Origin of the sequence: Hominisplanchenecus faecis (assembly GCF_020687205.1) — a bacterium.
Lineage (GTDB): Bacteria > Bacillota > Clostridia > Lachnospirales > Lachnospiraceae > Hominisplanchenecus > Hominisplanchenecus faecis.
In genome coordinates, this window is record NZ_JAJEQE010000031.1 from 1 (window position 1) to 17,218 (window position 17,218).

The window sequence follows — 17,218 nt, forward strand, 5'->3', positions numbered from 1 at the left end:
GTGTTATATTTTGGGACGGACAGACATTGGAACAGCAGGAAAAAGATCAAAGAACTGATGGAAATCCCAAGATGTCTGGATATGTATGTGAATGATTACCAGATGCATGTCTTTGAGGTTGCATGGCTGACAGAAGAGCAGATCAGTCACTTCCGCAGTGACTTCAAAGTGGTGGCAAATTTTTTTGTACAGAAAAGAAAAAACAAAGATTATATCCCGGATGATCCAACAGAGATCCGGCATGTGGATGAAGTGCTGAAGCTTTTGCAGGTCATGACAGGAGATAGACGTTATGAGGAAATTTTCAGGAAAAAGAAGGAAGGGGTGCACAGTATGTGTGATGTGGCAGAAAGGTTAGAGCAAATGGGTATTGCCAAGGGAATCGAAATTGGCAGGAGTGAAGGAAGAACAGAGGGAAAAATCGAAGGCAAGATCGAAGGCAAAATACTGGTATACAGGAATTTGTGCCGAGAAGGTTTTGATGAGAAAAAAGCCAGGAAACTTGCAGAGTTACCAGAAGATGTGAGTTTGGAACAGTAAAATTTTTTGCACTGAAAGTTGATGATAGAGAAATAAATGGATTCGATGATGAAATAGGATTGCTTTATCAGGAGAGCGGATCAGGAAAACGATATCCCTGATCTGCTTTTTGCATTTCCATAGAGAAGAGAAAAGATAATGTTTTGAAAATTATCTTACAGCAGAGGTTTTCTTTGCTTTACTCAAGTTTCTGTAAACTTTCTTTGGTTTTGTGTCCGGTTTCGGCTATGGAGTGTCTGGCTTGTCGGAGTCAGTTCAGAGATCCAGAAGTTCAAGATTTTGCTTGTGAAAAAATCCGTCAGCGGTTAAAATAAATACAAAAGAAAAAGGAACAGAGCAGACAATGGGAAAAATATTTTATATGATGGGGAAAAGCTCATCTGGCAAAGATACAATTTTTGAAAAGATCATACAGAAAAAAGAACTGGAACTACATCAGATCGTGCTGTATACAACAAGACCGGCAAGGGCAAATGAGACGGATGGTGTACAGTATCATTTTGTAGATGAGGCAAGGCTTCTTGAACTGCAAAAGGCAGGCAAAGTAATCGAACTGAGAGCTTATCAGGTTGTTGGCGGAGTCTGGAAATATTTTACGGTGGATGATGAACAGACGGATTTAAAGAATAAAAATTATCTGGCGATCGGAACGCTGGTATCTTATGAAAAACTGAGGGATTATTACGGAGAGGAGAAACTTGTAGCGATCTATATTGAAGTGGAAAACGGAGAACGGCTTGCACGGGCACTTGAGCGGGAACGAAGACAGAATCAGCCAAATTATGATGAACTCTGCCGGAGATTTCTTGCGGATAATGCCGATTTTTCCGAAGAAAATCTGACCAGAGCAGGAATAAAAAAGCGTTTTCAAAATAAAGAATTGCAGAAGTGCGTGGAGGAAATTGCAGTATTTATTTCAGAAAACTCTAGGTAAAGCCGCCTATTTATGATATAATAGAAAATCATTGGGTATACGAATGATAAAATCAGAGAGGGGTGAGCATATGCCTGGATTTGAGGAAATCGTAGGACATGAGCAGATTGTTACGCATCTGAAAAGTGCGATGAAACTTGGGAAGGTGTCCCATGCGTATATATTAAGTGGAGAAAAGGGATGCGGCAAGAAGCTGCTTGCGGATGTTTTTGCAGAAACACTGCAGTGTGAAAAGGGAGGCACAGAGCCTTGCGGCAGCTGCCATTCTTGTGTACAGGCACGGAGCGGCAACCATCCTGACATTATACATCTGATGCATGAAAAGCCGAACAGCATCAGCGTGGATGATGTGAGACAACAGATCGTGAACGATGTACTGGTCAAACCATACAGTGGAAAATATAAAATTTATATCGTACCGGATGCGGAGAAAATGACAGCGGCTGCACAGAATGCACTTCTGAAGACAATCGAGGAGCCGCCTGCATATGCAGTGATTCTGCTGCTTGCAAACAATGCATCAGCACTTCTGCCGACCATCTTATCAAGATGCGTTATGCTTTCTTTGAAACCGGTCGCAGACGATAAAGTCAAGCAGTATCTGATGGAGCATGTACAGGTGCCGGATTATGAGGCGGATGTCTGCGTGGCATTTGCACAGGGCAATATCGGAAAAGCCGTACAGCTGGCAACATCGGACAGCTTTAATGAAATCAAAAATTCAGCACTTCATCTGCTGAAAAATGTATCTAAGATGGAGATCAACGATATTATCGCAACGGTGAAATCCGTATCCGAATTTAAGATTGATATTCAGGATTATCTGGATTTTCTGGCGGTGTGGTATCGTGACATCCTGTATTTTAAAGCGACAAGAGACAGCAATGGGCTTATTTTTAAAGATGAGCTGAATGTGATCACCGATCAGATCAATAAAAGTTCCTACGAAGGTATCGAAAATATTCTGCGGGGACTCCAGACAGCGAAAACGCGTCTGAATGCAAACGTTAATTTTGATCTGACCATGGAACTGCTGTTTCTTCTTATAAAGGAGAATTTGGTATAATGATAAAAATTGTTGGTGTCCGTTTTCGCACGGCCGGGAAGATTTATTACTTTGATCCGAAAAAACTGCCGATCAAAAAGGGAGACCATGTGATCGTTGAGACAGCAAGAGGAATCGAATACGGCAGCGTCGTAGCCAATCCAAAGGAGATTCCGGATGACGAAGTAGTTCAGCCGCTGAAAGCCGTTATGCGTATCGCAACACCGGATGACGATGCAAGAGTAGAACGCAATTTGGCAAAGGAAAAGGATGCTATGCGTATCTGTGCCGAGAAGATCCGCAAACATAAGCTGGATATGAAGCTGATCGATGCAGAATATACGTTTGATAACAACAAAGTCCTGTTTTATTTCACGGCGGACGGCAGAATCGATTTCCGTGATCTGGTAAAAGATCTGGCATCCGTATTTAAGACACGTATCGAGCTTCGTCAGATCGGTGTGCGGGATGAGACAAAACTGCTTGGAGGTATCGGCATCTGCGGAAGACCGCTTTGCTGCCATACATTCTTATCTGAGTTCGCACCGGTTTCAATCAAGATGGCAAAAGAGCAGAATCTTTCACTGAATCCGACCAAGATCTCCGGTGTCTGCGGAAGACTGATGTGCTGCCTGAAAAATGAAGAGGAGACTTACGAGTATCTGAACAGCCGTCTGCCGGCGGTCAATGATACGGTGACGACTGAGGACGGTTTAAAAGGAGAAGTACACAGTGTCAACGTGCTTCGTCAGACCGTAAAAGTGGTTGTGGAAGTCGGGGACGAAAAAGAGATCCGTGAATACGATGTCAAACAGCTCAAGTTCAAACCTCGCAGAAGAAAAGAAAAAAACGGCGGGGCAGGGAAACAGGAAGAAAGAGAGCTGAAGAAACTCGAAGCAATGGAGAAAAAGGAAGGAAAATCAAAACTAAATGACAATTAAACTGTATCCGGATGAGAGACTGGATGATCTGCAGAGAAGCGGGTACCATATCATCCAGAATCCGAAAAAATTCTGTTTTGGAATGGATGCGGTTTTGCTTTCCGGATTCGCAAAGGCAAAGCCGGGAGATAACGTTCTGGATATCGGTACCGGGACTGGAGTTATCCCGATCCTGATGGCGGCAAAGACAAAAGCCGGACATTTTACCGGTCTTGAGATACAGCATGAGAGTGCGGATATGGCGATGCGAAGCATTCGGTATAATCATCTGGAAGAGCGAATCTCTATTGTAGAAGGCGATATCAAGGAGGCCGGGACATTGTTTGCTTCGGCTTCTTTTCATGTAGTCACAAGTAATCCGCCGTATATGATCGAGCATCACGGTCTGGTCAATCCGGATAATGCAAAAATGATCGCAAGGCATGAAGTTTACTGCACGCTGGAGGACATCATCGTCCAGACAGCAAAACTTCTGAAAAACAGCGGAAAGTTTTATCTGGTACATCGACCGTTCCGGCTGGCGGAGATTTTTTATCTGCTTGTGAAGTACGGACTTGAGCCAAAGAGAATGCAGATGGTGCATCCGTATATCGATAAAGAACCGAACATGGTCCTGATCGAAGCCATGAAAGGTGCAAAATCAAGGATCACCTGTGAGCCGCCGCTGATCGTGTATGAGAAACCGGGTGTGTATACAAAGCAGATTTATGATATTTACGGATACAATGATGCCAGGGTCAAAGAGCATTCGGAAAGGTGAGAAATATATGAGCGAAAATCAGGGAAAACTGTATCTGTGTGCAACTCCGATCGGAAATCTGGAAGACATTACGATGCGTGTTCTGCGAGTGCTTCAGGAGGTCGATCTGATCGCGGCGGAGGATACCAGAAACAGCATCCGGCTTTTAAATCATTTTGATATCCATACTCCGCTGACGAGTTACCACGAATACAATAAAATCGAAAAAGCCTATGTTTTAATAGAAGAAATGAAAAAAGGGAAAGACATCGCCCTGATCACCGATGCCGGTACGCCGGGCATTTCCGATCCGGGTGAAGATCTAGTGCGTCTGTGCTATGAAAACGGTGTTGAGGTGACTTCCCTTCCGGGAGCCTGTGCCTGCGTGACGGCACTGACACTTTCCGGATTATCCACCAGACGTTTCTGTTTTGAGGCATTTCTTCCATCGGATAAAAAAGAAAAACAGGAAGTTCTGGAAGAATTAAAAGATGAGACCAGGACGATCATCATTTACGAAGCACCGCACAGGCTGGTGCGTACCTTAAAAGAACTTCTGGAAACACTTGGCGACCGCAGAATGACGGTTCTGCGGGAACTGACGAAAAAGCATGAGACAGCATTTACCACGACACTTTCAGAGGCAGTGGCGTACTATGAAGCGGAAGCACCGCGAGGCGAATGTGTACTGGTGCTCGAGGGCAGAAGCCGGCAGCAGATGAAAGAGGAAAGTCAGGCAGCCTGGAAAGAGATGGACATCGAAGAACATATGCAGAAATACCTGGATCAGGGCATGGATAAAAAAGAAGCGATGAAACAGGTAGCAAAAGACCGCGGAGTCGGAAAAAGAGATGTCTACCGGGAATTAGTTGACAGAGACAAAGCCTGAAAAGCAGAAGGAGGAAAGCTGTGAGTACGACATACGACACGTTAAATAATGTTCTGGTTCGATTATTCCATGATATTATGACACTGGAAGAGAAAGCGATCCGGACGGGGGAATTCAGCGAGATCTCCAATAACGATATGCATATCATCGAGGCAATCGGCATTGATGAACCGCGAAATATGTCTTTCGTAGCCAAAAAACTTTCTGTTACGGTCGGAACGCTGACGATTGCGGTTAACAATCTTGTAAAAAAAGGTTATGTAAATCGTACACGCAGCGAAAAAGACCGAAGGGTCGTGCTGATTTCTCTTACCGAAAAAGGCCGGAGAGCATATGAGCATCATCGCCTCTTTCACGACAAAATGATCAAGGCGACGATTGCAAATATGAGTGAACAGGAAGAAGAAGTGCTGGCACAGGCACTCACCAATCTGATCGGCTTTTTTGAGCAGTATCAGCAGTAAACGACATTTTGACCTTTAGACCCTGGCATCATGGAAATAACCGCAAAATTCATTATGATTTTTGCAGAACGTATTTATACAATACTGGAAATAGGCACGGACCTGTTTCCAGTATTTTTTTATGGAAATTTTTCAAAGAAAAAGAAGCACCTTCTTTTTTCAGGGCTGCCTGTTTTAAATCTTCAAAACAAAGATAGCCAACATAGTATTTCAGATAGTTTGCAGGAGCCTCCAAAATGGTGTTGAAAAAGGCATCGGCAGTCCCTTCTCCATTTAAGCCAAACTGCGAAAGAACCTTTGCCGTCTGCGAGCGGTCATATCCATAATAATGGATCAGAATATCAAGAAAAGAAGAGATGCCGAGGTTTAAAGAACGGTTCAGGCGATAGATTTCGGCAATGATAGTATCAGAACATCCGTAAGAAAATGACTGCATTTCCACGTAGGTTGCCCAGCCTTCCACATAACCACCGAAATTTGTCAGACTGCGGACAGGGCGGATACCGGAGTCGTTCGAGAAAATCGTCTGGTACAGATGGCCAGGATAACCTTCGTGTGCAAGTGTCGAATAGAGATCCAGTCCACGGTAACCGATTTTCGGATTTATGTAGATGACATTCTGGTTGCGGTTGTCGAGCGGTGCGGTCAGATAAAAAGCCGGGCTTAAATAATCTTCCAGAGCTTTTTCAACGTATTTGACTTCGTATGTCACGTCCGCGATTTCCGGAAAATCCTCTGCCATTTTCCGTTTCAGATCATTCAGAATCGCCTTTGGATCAGAAGAAATCTGATCATTCACCGTTTTCAGCGTTTCATCCCCGGAATCGGAAAATAATTGTGGATTTTTCTGTGCGATCTGACGCAGCGTGTGGATATCTTTTACGAGCTGTGACTGGATTCTTTTAAAAATCGTTTCCACGCTGTCATAACAGCCGGTCGTGTCTTTGACAAGATAAGCATAATAATTTTTGCCATCCGGAAGATAACAAAGACCGAGAGTGTTTTTGCTGCTGTCTTTTAACGCAGAAATCCCTTTGGAAAGTTTCCGGTAAGTCGGGATAACATAGGAGGCAAGGGCTTTCCGATTCAAAGAGCAGTATTTCTCTTTTTCGGTTTCATTTAAAAAATTAAGAGAGGCGATGCGGCTGTCAAAAGTGGTAAACAGAATATTCTGATCGCCGGTCTTAAGAAAAGCATCGCACTGGTCGATCACGCCCTGAGCGACAGAAGCATCCATGAAAAGTCCGGCAGCTGATTTGGTACGTTCAAACTGCAGAATGCTGTCATAGTATTCCGGAAGCCCGGAAAGAAGAGCCAGATACGTTTCAATATCTTTTTTATTATGAAAACTGTATTCTGCAAGCAGAACCGGCAGCTGTGCCTGTGTGCCGAGAGACGGACCGAGCGGCTCATCGTAAAGCAGGTATTTTTCACCCTCTGCCTGTAACGAAAAAGCACTTGTTAAAATATCATAAGTGAGACGGTTTTTTGTGGAAAGCCAATCTTTGGGAAACTTGAAAAGTTTTTCCAGATAAATATTCTGCTGTGAAAAAGAATCTGCGAGAACTTCCGGGTTCATGGAACCAAACGAAACATCCGGATCAGAAAGATTTAAAATTTCCGGGTTTTCCAGTGTATAGTGCAGATTTAAAGTATTTTCTGTAATTTCATTTCGAAAGACTGTATCACAGAAAGCGACAAAAGAATGATTGATTTCATAATAAAAAACAGAACAAAAGAGAAAGATAAGAGCAGGAAGAAAAGCAAGCAGAAGTTTGTGCCTGCGAAGTCTGGAAAGAAAGGAGGACATAGGCAGATACCTGAACTGTTTTTTACAATGTACGTGCAGAAGGGAAAAAATATGTGCCATTAAGAAGCAATCTTTACAAACCATATCTGCTGTGATACAGTTATGAAAAAACAGGCAGGTGGTAAGAAATGAAGAGTTCAAAAAATGTCATCCTGATCGGCATGCCGGGTTCAGGAAAAAGCACCGTTGGTGTTGTGCTTGCAAAAGTACTGGGATATCGTTTTATTGATTCCGACCTGGAGATCCAGAGTCAGGAAGGAAAGAGGCTTCCGGAACTGATCGAAGAATTTGGTACGGAAGGATTTCTTGATATTGAAGCACGCGTCAATGCTTCCATTGAGGCAGAAAGATGCGTGATCGCAACCGGCGGAAGTGTTGTATACAGAGATTCTGCGATGCAGCATTTAAAAGAGATCGGAACGGTCGTTTATCTGAAACTGACCTGCGAGGAGCTGGAGGAGCGACTCGGTGACCTGCGGTGCAGAGGTGTCGCACTTCAGGAAGGCCAGACCTTGCAGAGCCTTTATGAAGAACGCATTCCACTTTATGAAAAATATGCTGATATCACCGTCGATGAAACGAACATGAGCGTGGAAGAGACGATGGAACAGGTGGTTTTGCGATATAGGAGCAGAAAATAGCGGTTGTTACAAGAATGTTACGGAGAATATAGCTAAAATCCACGGTTCCTGAAATGTATCTTCGTTGCTTTTTACTGAAATCTTAATTTTTGTTTACAAACACCAAGTTTGTGGTATAATAAAAATTATGATGTTAGGGGAATCGCTTTTTGTCCTCGGCACATATTCGCAGGTGTTTACGTCATTTCCGGACGTTTACAGAATTTCGTTAAAAAGTAAAAAAAGCAATTTGAAAAATGATGATAATGATGCAGAGCGATAACGGATGCATCAGAGATAGAGAGTATATTTTAATAATAGAGGTGTCTATGGAACAGTATGTAATTAAAGGCGGCAATCCCCTGGTGGGCGAAGTTGAAATCGGCGGAGCGAAAAATGCGGCACTTGGTATTTTGGCAGCGGCGATTATGACAGATGAGACCGTGGTGATCGATAATCTTCCGGATGTCCAGGATATCAATGTCCTGCTCGAAGCGATCAGTGTGATCGGAGCCAGAGTTGACAGGATCAGCCGCCATAAAGTGGCTATCAATGGTTCTATGATCGGTCAGGTAAGTGTAGATTACGAGTTTATTAAGAAAATCAGAGCTTCCTACTATCTGTTGGGAGCACTTCTTGGAAAATATAAAAGAGCAGAAGTACCGCTTCCGGGCGGATGCAACATCGGCAGCAGACCGATCGACCTGCATCTGAAAGGATTCAAAGCACTGGGAGCGACAACGAGTATCCGAAACGGTTCCATCGTTGCAGAGGCAGAAAAGCTGAAAGGAACACATATTTATTTAGATATGGTTTCCGTAGGTGCGACGATCAACATCATGATGGCAGCATCTATGGCAGAGGGATACACGATCATCGAGAATTCAGCACGTGAGCCGCACGTTGTCGATGTGGCGAACTTCCTGAACAGCATGGGTGCCAATATCAAAGGTGCCGGTACCGATGTGATCCGTATCCGCGGTGTTCAGAAGCTTCACAGGGCAGAGTATTCCATTATTCCTGACCAGATCGAAGCCGGAACCTTTATGTTTGCAGCAGCAGCGACCAGAGGCGATGTCATGGTTAAAAATGTCATCCCGAAACATCTGGAAGCAACGACAGCAAAGCTTGTCGAGATCGGCTGTGAGGTAGAAGAATTTGACGATGCTGTGCGTGTGGTAGCATCTAAACGTTTAAATAGCACAAACGTCAAAACACTGCCGTATCCGGGGTATCCGACCGACATGCAGCCGCAGATCGTAGTTGCCCTGGCTCTGGCACACGGTACCAGTATCGTGACCGAGAGCATTTTTGAGAATCGTTTCAAATATGTGGACGAGCTTACCAGAATGGGTGCGACGATTAAAGTAGAAGGCAATTCTGCTATTATCTATGGAACCGATGGGTTTACAGGAGCAAGAGTCAGCGCACCGGATCTGAGAGCCGGAGCAGCACTGGTGATCGCCGGACTGGCAGCAGAAGGTGTCACCGTTGTCGATGATATTGTTTATATTCAGCGTGGATATGAGTGTTTTGAAGACAAGCTCCGCAGCCTTGGTGCTGAGATTGAACGAGTTAGCACCGAAAAGGAAATTCAGAAATTCAAACTGAGAGTTGGTTGAAAATTAAATAGCTTCTCTTATTCAGAGTGATGGAGATACATAGGATCTGTGAAGTCACGGCAACCCCTTAAAGGAAGGTGCCAACCTGAGCGAGTATTCGAACAATAAGAGGATTGAACTTATCATTGGAATAAGAGGTCCGCTTTTTGTGGATCTTTTTTCGTTCTACAGAAAACCATTCTGTGGGATTATAAAAAGAAACCATGTAGTTTCATATTATCAGGAACTATAAAATTACCGATGTCAGAATCGTAAAAATTCCATACAGTTCAAAGGCATCATACATTCATTTATTAAAAAAGGAGAGACAAATGGAGAAATTATTATTTACATCCGAGTCTGTAACAGAAGGACATCCGGACAAAATGTGCGACGCGATTTCTGATGCGATTCTGGACGCACTGCTTGAGCAGGATCCGATGAGCCGTGTAGCATGCGAGACAGCAACAACAACCGGTTTGGTACTGGTTATGGGTGAGATCACCACAAAAGCATACGTTGATATCCAGAAAATCGTAAGAGATACGATCCGTGAGATCGGATACACCAGAGGAAAATATGGCTTTGATGCTGATACCTGCGGTGTGATCACAGCAATCGATGAGCAGTCCGGCGATATCGCTATGGGCGTAGACAAAGCACTGGAAGCAAAAGAACACAAGATGACCGATGATCAGATTGAGGCAATCGGTGCAGGTGACCAGGGTATGATGTTCGGTTTTGCAACAAACGAAACCGAAGAATACATGCCTTATCCGATCGCACTGGCACACAAACTGGCACGCCAGCTGACCAAGATCCGCAAAGATGGAACACTGCCTTACTTAAGACCGGACGGAAAAACTCAGGTTACCGTAGAATATGATGAAAACGGAAAACCGGCAAGACTGGATGCAGTTGTTCTGTCTACGCAGCATGATCCGGACGTAACACAGGAACAGATCCACGAAGATATCAAAAAACATGTATTTGATGCGATCCTGCCACAGGAACTGGTAGATGAGAACACCAAATTCTTTGTAAATCCGACCGGACGTTTCGTGATCGGCGGACCTCACGGAGACAGCGGACTGACCGGACGTAAGATCATCGTAGACACCTACGGCGGATATGCACGTCACGGCGGCGGAGCATTCTCCGGAAAAGACTGCACAAAAGTAGACCGTTCTGCAGCTTATGCAGCACGTTACGCAGCAAAGAACATCGTAGCAGCAGGACTGGCAGACAAATGCGAGATCCAGCTCTCTTATGCGATCGGTGTGGCACAGCCGACTTCTGTTATGGTAGATACCTTCGGAACAGGCAAACTTTCTGACGAAAAGATCACAGAGATCGTTCGTGAGAACTTTGATTTAAGACCGGCCGGCATCATCAAAATGCTGGATCTGAGAAGACCGATCTACAAACAGACAGCAGCTTACGGACACTTTGGACGCAACGACCTGGATCTGCCATGGGAAAAACTGGACAAGGTGGATGCACTGAAAAAATATCTGTAATCTGACTGAGGCAGACAGAATTATGTGTGGAGAAATGAAAACGGAAAACAGCAATCAGAAACAATGTATCAAAATGGTAGGGAATATAGGGATTCTGTATGAGGATCCCTATATTCTCGTATGTCGCAAACCGGCAGGAGTTCCGGTTCAGAGTGCAAATGCCAGAGTCAAAGATATGGTCAGCATTCTGAAACTGTATCTGCTGGAAGAGTCCGGGAAAACGGGAGAGCCATATCTTGGAATTGTGCATCGCTTAGATCAGCCGGTCCAGGGCGTGATCGTATTTGCCAAGACAAAACAGGCAGCAGCCAATTTAAGCAGTCAGATTGCAGACCGGAAGGGCAGCGGTCAGGTCGTGAAACGATATTGTGCAGTTGTGCGTAGAAATGCCGATATATACAAAGAAACAGAAACAGAAACAGCAGCAGAATATCAGGAACTGACTGATTATCTTCAGAGAGACCGCAGAACAAACACTTCTTATATTGTGCCAAAGGGAACGAAAGGTGCAAAAGAAAGCAAACTGCGTTATGCGATCCTGGAAGAAACAGAGGATCTCAGCCTGGTAGATATTGAACTTCTGACCGGTCGGCATCATCAGATCCGTGTACAGCTTTCCGGAGCGGGCATGCCGATTGCGGGTGATAAAAAATACGACGAAAAATCCGCAAAAACGACAGGAACACGCGAAAAAGAAACTCCGGCACTCTGTGCTTACAGCTTAAGTTTCCTGCATCCGAAAACCGGAAAACAGATGGATTTCACCGTTCTTCCGGAAGGAGGAGCGTTTGAAAAATTCCGCAAAGAATAGCAATATCCGGTAAAAACAGGATAACAGAATGAAAAAGATTATGTCGTACATACTAAATCCGATAAAAGCGGATAAGGAAGGTGCGGCGAAGATGAATACAAAAATCAGAAAAGCAATCGGAATTGTGGGAATCATAATGGCGGTATATATCATTTTTAAATATATATTCGTCTATGTGGCCCCATTTCTGGTGGCTTTTTTGATTGTAAGGATTTTAAATCCGGCTGCCATCCGTCTGCAAAAATATCCGTGTTTTCGGAAAGTAGGAAAAGGGAGTCTTTTGTTCTGCATGATGAGCCTGATCCTTGGAATAACAGGCGTATGCATGTGGTTCCTCGGTGTGCGGCTGTTTGCACAGATTCGCAGCATTTTTCTGCATATTGATCAGTACGAGGCAAAGATGGAAGCGATGATCGAAGGATGCTGTGTGCTGCTCAATCAGAAATTCGGGATAAAAAGCGAAGCAGTCAGGGAGGTTGTTTATCAGAACATTGAAAAAATGTCGGAAAAAATACAGGCAGTCAATATCACGCAGGTTTTTCGATATTCCGTGCGGTATGCGGTCGTTGCCGCAGAATGGTTCAGTGTGCTCTTTGTGATCTTTGTGGCTGTCCTGCTGATCATCAAAGATTATGATGAAATCTGTCAGAAATTGCAGAAATACAGCACGTTTCGTCATCTGGTGCGGATTGGAGAACGTCTGTGGCAGATGGCGGGTCTGTGGCTTCGGGCACAGCTTCTGATCATGGCGGCAGTGATGGCAGAGTGCGTGGCAGGTCTGTGGGTTTTGCAGAATTCCTATGCCCTGCTGGTCGGGATCCTGATTGGTTTTCTGGATGCACTTCCGTTTATCGGGACAGGGACGATCCTGCTTCCGTGGGCGGCACTGGAACTGTTTCGCGGGGACTTCTTTCATGCCGCAGCTTACCTGACTTTCTTTCTCATTACCAACAGCACGCGGGATTTCCTGGAGCCACGGCTTTTAGGGGAAAAGCTGGGCGTATATCCCATTGTTATCGCAGTTGTAGTATATGTGGGGATCTGCATCTTCGGACCGGCGGGAGTTTTGCTTGGTCCGCTGATGCTGCTTGTTATCAGAGAGGTGGTCAGGGAATGGCTGGAAGCGTAAAAAAACCTTTTCTATTTCCAGAAAAAATGGTATGATAGGATTTGATAGTAACTGAGGGTTTGGAGAAGATGCAATGAATAAGAAAAAGAAGGTAAGGCACAGCGGAAAATTAAAATCCTATATGCAGTGGCCGGCAGTCGTGGCGGTTTTACTTGTGATGCTGGATATCCTGGTTTTTGCGATCGATGTGAAAGCAGGATTTCTGGTATTTTGTTTTACTGCCGTTTATTGGGTTCTGATGTCTGTTCTGATGCTGCGTTACCGTCCGTTTGTTCTCCGTGAGATGATTGCGTTTGCATCCCAGTATTCCCAGATCCAGAAAGGGATGCTGAAAAATTTTTCCATTCCGTATGCGGTACTCGATACGGATGGAAGAGTACTCTGGATGAATGATGCATTCTGTGATGTGACAGGAAAGGATTCCAGGTATCGGAAAAATATTTCAAACCTGTTTCCGGAGATTGATGCGTCTGCACTTCCGTGCAAAAAGGAAGAAACAGATGTGCAGATTTTTTATAATGAAAACGATTATCAGGCACATCTGCAGAAGCTTTCAATGGGAGATCTCAACGAGGAAGTATCGATTGTGGATATTCCGCAGGAAGGGAATTATCTGATCGCACTGTATCTGTTTGACAATACGGAGCTGAATTATTACATCCGTCAGAATCAGGAACAGAAAATGGTTGCCGGACTGATTTACCTGGACAATTACGATGAAGTGCTTGAGAGTGTGGAGGAGGTAAGACGTTCCCTTCTGCTTGCCCTGATCGACCGTAAGATCAGCAAATATGTGGCGAATTTGGACGGTATCACAAAAAAACTTGAGAAGGACAAGTATTTTGTAGTTCTGAAATATAAGTCACTGGAAGAACTGGAAGCAAACCGTTTTTCCCTTCTGGAAGAGGTAAAGACGGTCAACATCGGAAACGAAATGAAGGTCACTTTAAGTATCGGTATCGGAGTGAACGGCAGTACTTATGCACAGAATTATGAGTTTTCAAGAATTGCCATTGAGCTTGCTCTTGGACGCGGCGGTGATCAGGCAGTCGTAAAAGATAACGATAAAATTTCTTACTACGGCGGCAAATCCCAGCAGATGGAAAAGAGCACGCGTGTAAAAGCAAGAGTAAAGGCACATGCACTTCGCGAATTTATCGGAAGCCACGAAGATGTGGTCATCATGGGACACAAGATCACGGATATCGATTCTTTCGGAGCAGCCGTCGGCGTATGGCGTGCGGCAAGGATTCTTGACAAAAAAGCCCATATTGTGCTCGGAGATATCAATGGATCGATCCGTCAGTGGGTGAATCTGTTCCTAAATGACAAAGAATATCCGGAAGATATGTTTGTGACACATGAGCAGGCGAGAAAGATCGTGGATCACGACACTGTTGTGGTGGTTGTTGACACGAACCGTCCAAGCATGACAGAGTGTTCCGAGATCCTGAATCAGACCAGGACGATCGTTGTGCTTGACCATCACCGCCAGAGCAGCGAAGTGATCAAAAATGCGGTTCTGTCCTATATCGAGCCGTATGCATCATCCGCATGTGAGATGATTGCAGAGATTTTGCAGTACTTTGCAGATGATATCCGTCTGAAAGGAAAAGAAGCAGACTGTATTTATGCAGGTATTATTATTGATACCAATAATTTTATGGCGAAAACAGGGGTCCGCACCTTTGAAGCGGCAGCATTCTTACGCAGATGTGGAGCAGATGTGACGCGTGTCCGCAAGATGTTCCGGAATGACATGAGTTCCTATAAGGCGAGAGCAGAAGCGGTTCGCCACGCAGAAGTATTTGAGCAGTATTATGCGATCAGCTGCTGTCCGAGCGAGGATCTGGAAAGCCCGACTGTAGTCGGTGCTCAGGCCGCAAATGAACTGCTGAACATTGTCGGTATCAAGGCTTCTTTTGTATTGACAGAATACAAAGAGCGTATTTATATCAGTGCACGAGCCATCGATGAGGTCAATGTGCAGATCATTATGGAGCGTCTCGGCGGAGGCGGTCATCTGAATATCGCCGGGGCACAGCTGGACGGAGTGACACTTGAAGAAGCAAAAGATAAGCTGAAAAGTACGATAAGAACGATGATAGAAGAAGGAGCGATTTAAATGAAAGTTATTCTTGTAGAAGATGTAAAAGCACTTGGAAAAAAAGGTGAAATGGTAAATGTAAGCGATGGATATGCAAGAAATATGCTGTTCCCGAAAAAACTTGCACTGGAAGCAAGTGCAAAGAACATCAATGATCTGAAACTGAAAAAAGCACACGATGAAAAAGTTGCAAAAGAACAGCTGGCAGACGCAAGAGCATTTGCAGAAGAACTGGCAAAGGCACAGGTAAAAGTTTCTGTAAAAGTAGGCGAAGGCGGAAAAGTATTCGGTTCTGTTTCCAGCAAAGAAATTGCAGAAGCTGCAAAAGCACAGCTTGGATATGATATCGATAAGAAGAAGATCCAGATGAAAGATCCGATCAAGGCAGTCGGCACAACAAGCGTTGCGATTAAGCTGCATCCGAAGGTAACAGCAGAGCTGAAAGTCGTAGTAGAAGGTATTTAACAGGGGGCATAAAAATGGAAGAAGCACTGATCAAGCGGGTATTGCCCCACAGTGTTGAGGCAGAGCAGTCTGTAATCGGTGCTATGCTCATGGATCAGGAAGCCATTATCAAAGCCTCCGAGATCATAAGCGGAGACGATTTCTATCAGCATCAGTACGGCATTGTTTTTGATGCGATCGTAGAGCTTTATAATGACGGCAAACCGGTAGATCTGATCACGCTGCAGAATCTTCTGCGTGAAAAAGACGTACCGCCTGAGATCAGCAGTCTGGAGTTTGTCAAAGATCTGCTGACTTCTGCACTGACCTCCACAAATGCAGATGCCTATGCACAGATTGTACATGAAAAGGCAGTTCTGCGAAAACTGATCAAAGTCAATGAACAGATCGCAAATGACTGCTACAGCGAAAAAGAAAAACTGGAAGATATTCTGGAATCAGCAGAAAAGCGGATTTTTGATATTGTTCAAAAACGAAATTCCGGAGACTTTGTGCCGATCAAAGATGTCGTGTTGCGGGCACTCGACCGGATTGAAGCGGCATCGAGAAACAAAGGAAGCGTGACCGGAATCCCGACCGGATTTATTGATCTGGATTACAAGACAACCGGTATGCAGCCTTCCGACCTGGTACTGATCGCAGCTCGTCCTTCCATGGGAAAGACCGCATTTGTACTGAACATAGCCCAGTATATGGCATTTAAGAAAAATTATACGGCAGCGATCTTCAGTTTGGAAATGTCAAAAGAACAGCTGGTTAACCGACTGTTCGCACTCGAATCACAGGTAGATTCACAGCAGCTTCGTACCGGAAATCTGAGCGATGATGACTGGGCGAAACTGATCGAAGGAGCCGGGATCGTTGGACGTTCCAACCTGATCATCGATGACACGCCTGGTATTTCCGTTGCGGAGCTTCGCTCCAAATGCCGCAAATACAAAGCAGAAAAAGGTCTGGATGTCATCATGATCGACTACCTGCAGCTGATGACAGGAAGCAAACGTGCAGATTCCAGACAGCAGGAAATTTCCGATATTTCGAGATCCTTAAAAGAAATTGCCAGAGAGCTTCAGGTTCCGGTGCTTGCACTTTCTCAGCTGAGCCGTGCGGTAGAGCAGAGACCGGATCACAGACCGATGCTTTCCGACCTGCGAGAGTCCGGTGCGATCGAGCAGGATGCCGACGTTGTAATGTTCCTTTATCGAGATGATTATTACAATAAAGATTCCGAGAAAAAGAATATTGCAGAAGTCATCATAGCCAAACAGCGTAATGGTCCGATCGGTACGGTAGAGCTTGCATGGCTGCCAAACCTTACCAAATTTGCAAACTTAAAAAAATAACGCCGGGAGTTTCCGGGATGAAAAAGATGTCGCTTTTTGCGATATCTTTTTTGCGTTTTTGAGAAAGAAATATGTTACAATCATATGAGAATGCCAGGGTACAAATTCGTTGGCATTCTCATGTAAATATGCCAGGGTCAAACTCGCAGGCATCAAAAAGGGACAACGTCCAAAAACATAAGTAATGATTCAATACAGATGGAAGCAGTTGCTTTAACTAGTTTTGCATTGTAATTGCGAAAGTATTGAACGGTTACAAT

15 protein-coding genes, 1 pseudogene and 1 riboswitch are annotated in these 17,218 nt (G+C 44.5%); of the genes and pseudogenes, 15 read left to right on the forward strand and 1 reads right to left on the reverse strand.

From position 1 onward, the window contains the following. From LKD42_RS09465 to LKD42_RS09495, 7 genes and pseudogenes are all read left to right on the forward strand, one after another. Nucleotides 1–540, forward strand: a pseudogene (locus tag LKD42_RS09465) (Rpn family recombination-promoting nuclease/putative transposase); the annotation flags it as partial. Between the two features lie 343 nt (nucleotides 541–883). Further along, nucleotides 884–1,474, forward strand: a complete 591-nt coding sequence (locus tag LKD42_RS09470; protein WP_248835546.1) for a nucleoside/nucleotide kinase family protein — start codon at nucleotides 884–886, stop codon at nucleotides 1,472–1,474. A gap of 70 nt (nucleotides 1,475–1,544) precedes the next feature. Beyond that, nucleotides 1,545–2,540, forward strand: a complete 996-nt coding sequence (gene holB / locus LKD42_RS09475; RefSeq protein WP_248835563.1) for a DNA polymerase III subunit delta' — start codon at nucleotides 1,545–1,547, stop codon at nucleotides 2,538–2,540. Then, the gene (locus tag LKD42_RS09480) at nucleotides 2,540–3,460 is read left to right on the forward strand and encodes a PSP1 domain-containing protein (RefSeq protein ID WP_147632697.1); all 921 of its coding nucleotides are present in this window, start codon (nucleotides 2,540–2,542) and stop codon (nucleotides 3,458–3,460) included. The genes holB and LKD42_RS09480 overlap by 1 nt, the downstream gene beginning before the upstream one ends. Next, nucleotides 3,450–4,220, forward strand: a complete 771-nt coding sequence (locus LKD42_RS09485; protein WP_022118497.1) for a tRNA1(Val) (adenine(37)-N6)-methyltransferase — start codon at nucleotides 3,450–3,452, stop codon at nucleotides 4,218–4,220. The genes LKD42_RS09480 and LKD42_RS09485 overlap by 11 nt, the downstream gene beginning before the upstream one ends. A gap of 7 nt (nucleotides 4,221–4,227) precedes the next feature. After that, nucleotides 4,228–5,088 carry a 16S rRNA (cytidine(1402)-2'-O)-methyltransferase gene (rsmI, locus tag LKD42_RS09490; protein ID WP_248835547.1) on the forward strand — a complete coding sequence of 287 codons (861 nt, stop codon included), beginning with the start codon at nucleotides 4,228–4,230 and terminating at the stop codon, nucleotides 5,086–5,088. 77 nt (nucleotides 5,089–5,165) lie between these two features. After that, the gene (locus LKD42_RS09495) at nucleotides 5,166–5,552 is read left to right on the forward strand and encodes a MarR family winged helix-turn-helix transcriptional regulator (protein ID WP_147632703.1); all 387 of its coding nucleotides are present in this window, start codon (nucleotides 5,166–5,168) and stop codon (nucleotides 5,550–5,552) included. 52 nt (nucleotides 5,553–5,604) lie between these two features. Here LKD42_RS09495 and LKD42_RS09500 read toward each other — a convergent pair whose 3' ends face one another. Beyond that, complete coding sequence (locus LKD42_RS09500) at nucleotides 5,605–7,422, reverse strand: DUF885 domain-containing protein (RefSeq protein ID WP_248835548.1); 1,818 nt, start codon at nucleotides 7,420–7,422, stop codon at nucleotides 5,605–5,607. 68 nt (nucleotides 7,423–7,490) lie between these two features. Between LKD42_RS09500 and LKD42_RS09505 the strand changes: the two genes are divergently transcribed. From LKD42_RS09505 to dnaB, 8 genes are all read left to right on the forward strand, one after another. Then, nucleotides 7,491–8,003 carry a shikimate kinase gene (locus LKD42_RS09505; RefSeq protein ID WP_022117933.1) on the forward strand — a complete coding sequence of 171 codons (513 nt, stop codon included), beginning with the start codon at nucleotides 7,491–7,493 and terminating at the stop codon, nucleotides 8,001–8,003. 308 nt (nucleotides 8,004–8,311) lie between these two features. Continuing rightward, on the forward strand, nucleotides 8,312–9,604 hold the full coding sequence (locus LKD42_RS09510; RefSeq protein ID WP_022117932.1) for a UDP-N-acetylglucosamine 1-carboxyvinyltransferase: 1,293 nt from the start codon (nucleotides 8,312–8,314) through the stop codon (nucleotides 9,602–9,604). A 14-nt stretch (nucleotides 9,605–9,618) separates the two neighbouring features. After that, nucleotides 9,619–9,715, forward strand: a riboswitch (SAM riboswitch). A 200-nt stretch (nucleotides 9,716–9,915) separates the two neighbouring features. Next, nucleotides 9,916–11,103 carry a methionine adenosyltransferase gene (metK, locus tag LKD42_RS09515; RefSeq protein ID WP_147632695.1) on the forward strand — a complete coding sequence of 396 codons (1,188 nt, stop codon included), beginning with the start codon at nucleotides 9,916–9,918 and terminating at the stop codon, nucleotides 11,101–11,103. Nucleotides 11,104–11,125: 22 nt separating this feature from the next. Continuing rightward, complete coding sequence (locus tag LKD42_RS09520; RefSeq protein WP_248835549.1) at nucleotides 11,126–11,914, forward strand: RluA family pseudouridine synthase; 789 nt, start codon at nucleotides 11,126–11,128, stop codon at nucleotides 11,912–11,914. Between the two features lie 40 nt (nucleotides 11,915–11,954). Beyond that, nucleotides 11,955–13,043 (forward strand): AI-2E family transporter, encoded by a 1,089-nt coding sequence (locus LKD42_RS09525; protein WP_248835550.1) that lies wholly within the window; start codon nucleotides 11,955–11,957, stop codon nucleotides 13,041–13,043. Nucleotides 13,044–13,116: 73 nt separating this feature from the next. After that, nucleotides 13,117–15,168: a DHH family phosphoesterase gene (locus LKD42_RS09530; protein ID WP_248835551.1), complete on the forward strand. Its 2,052-nt coding sequence runs from the start codon at nucleotides 13,117–13,119 to the stop codon at nucleotides 15,166–15,168. Further along, entirely contained in the window at nucleotides 15,169–15,615 is a 447-nt protein-coding gene (gene rplI / locus LKD42_RS09535) for a 50S ribosomal protein L9 (protein ID WP_022117927.1), read from the forward strand. Nucleotides 15,616–15,629: 14 nt separating this feature from the next. Then, on the forward strand, nucleotides 15,630–16,958 hold the full coding sequence (gene dnaB / locus LKD42_RS09540; RefSeq protein ID WP_022117926.1) for a replicative DNA helicase: 1,329 nt from the start codon (nucleotides 15,630–15,632) through the stop codon (nucleotides 16,956–16,958). Nucleotides 16,959–17,218: the final 260 nt, after the last annotated feature.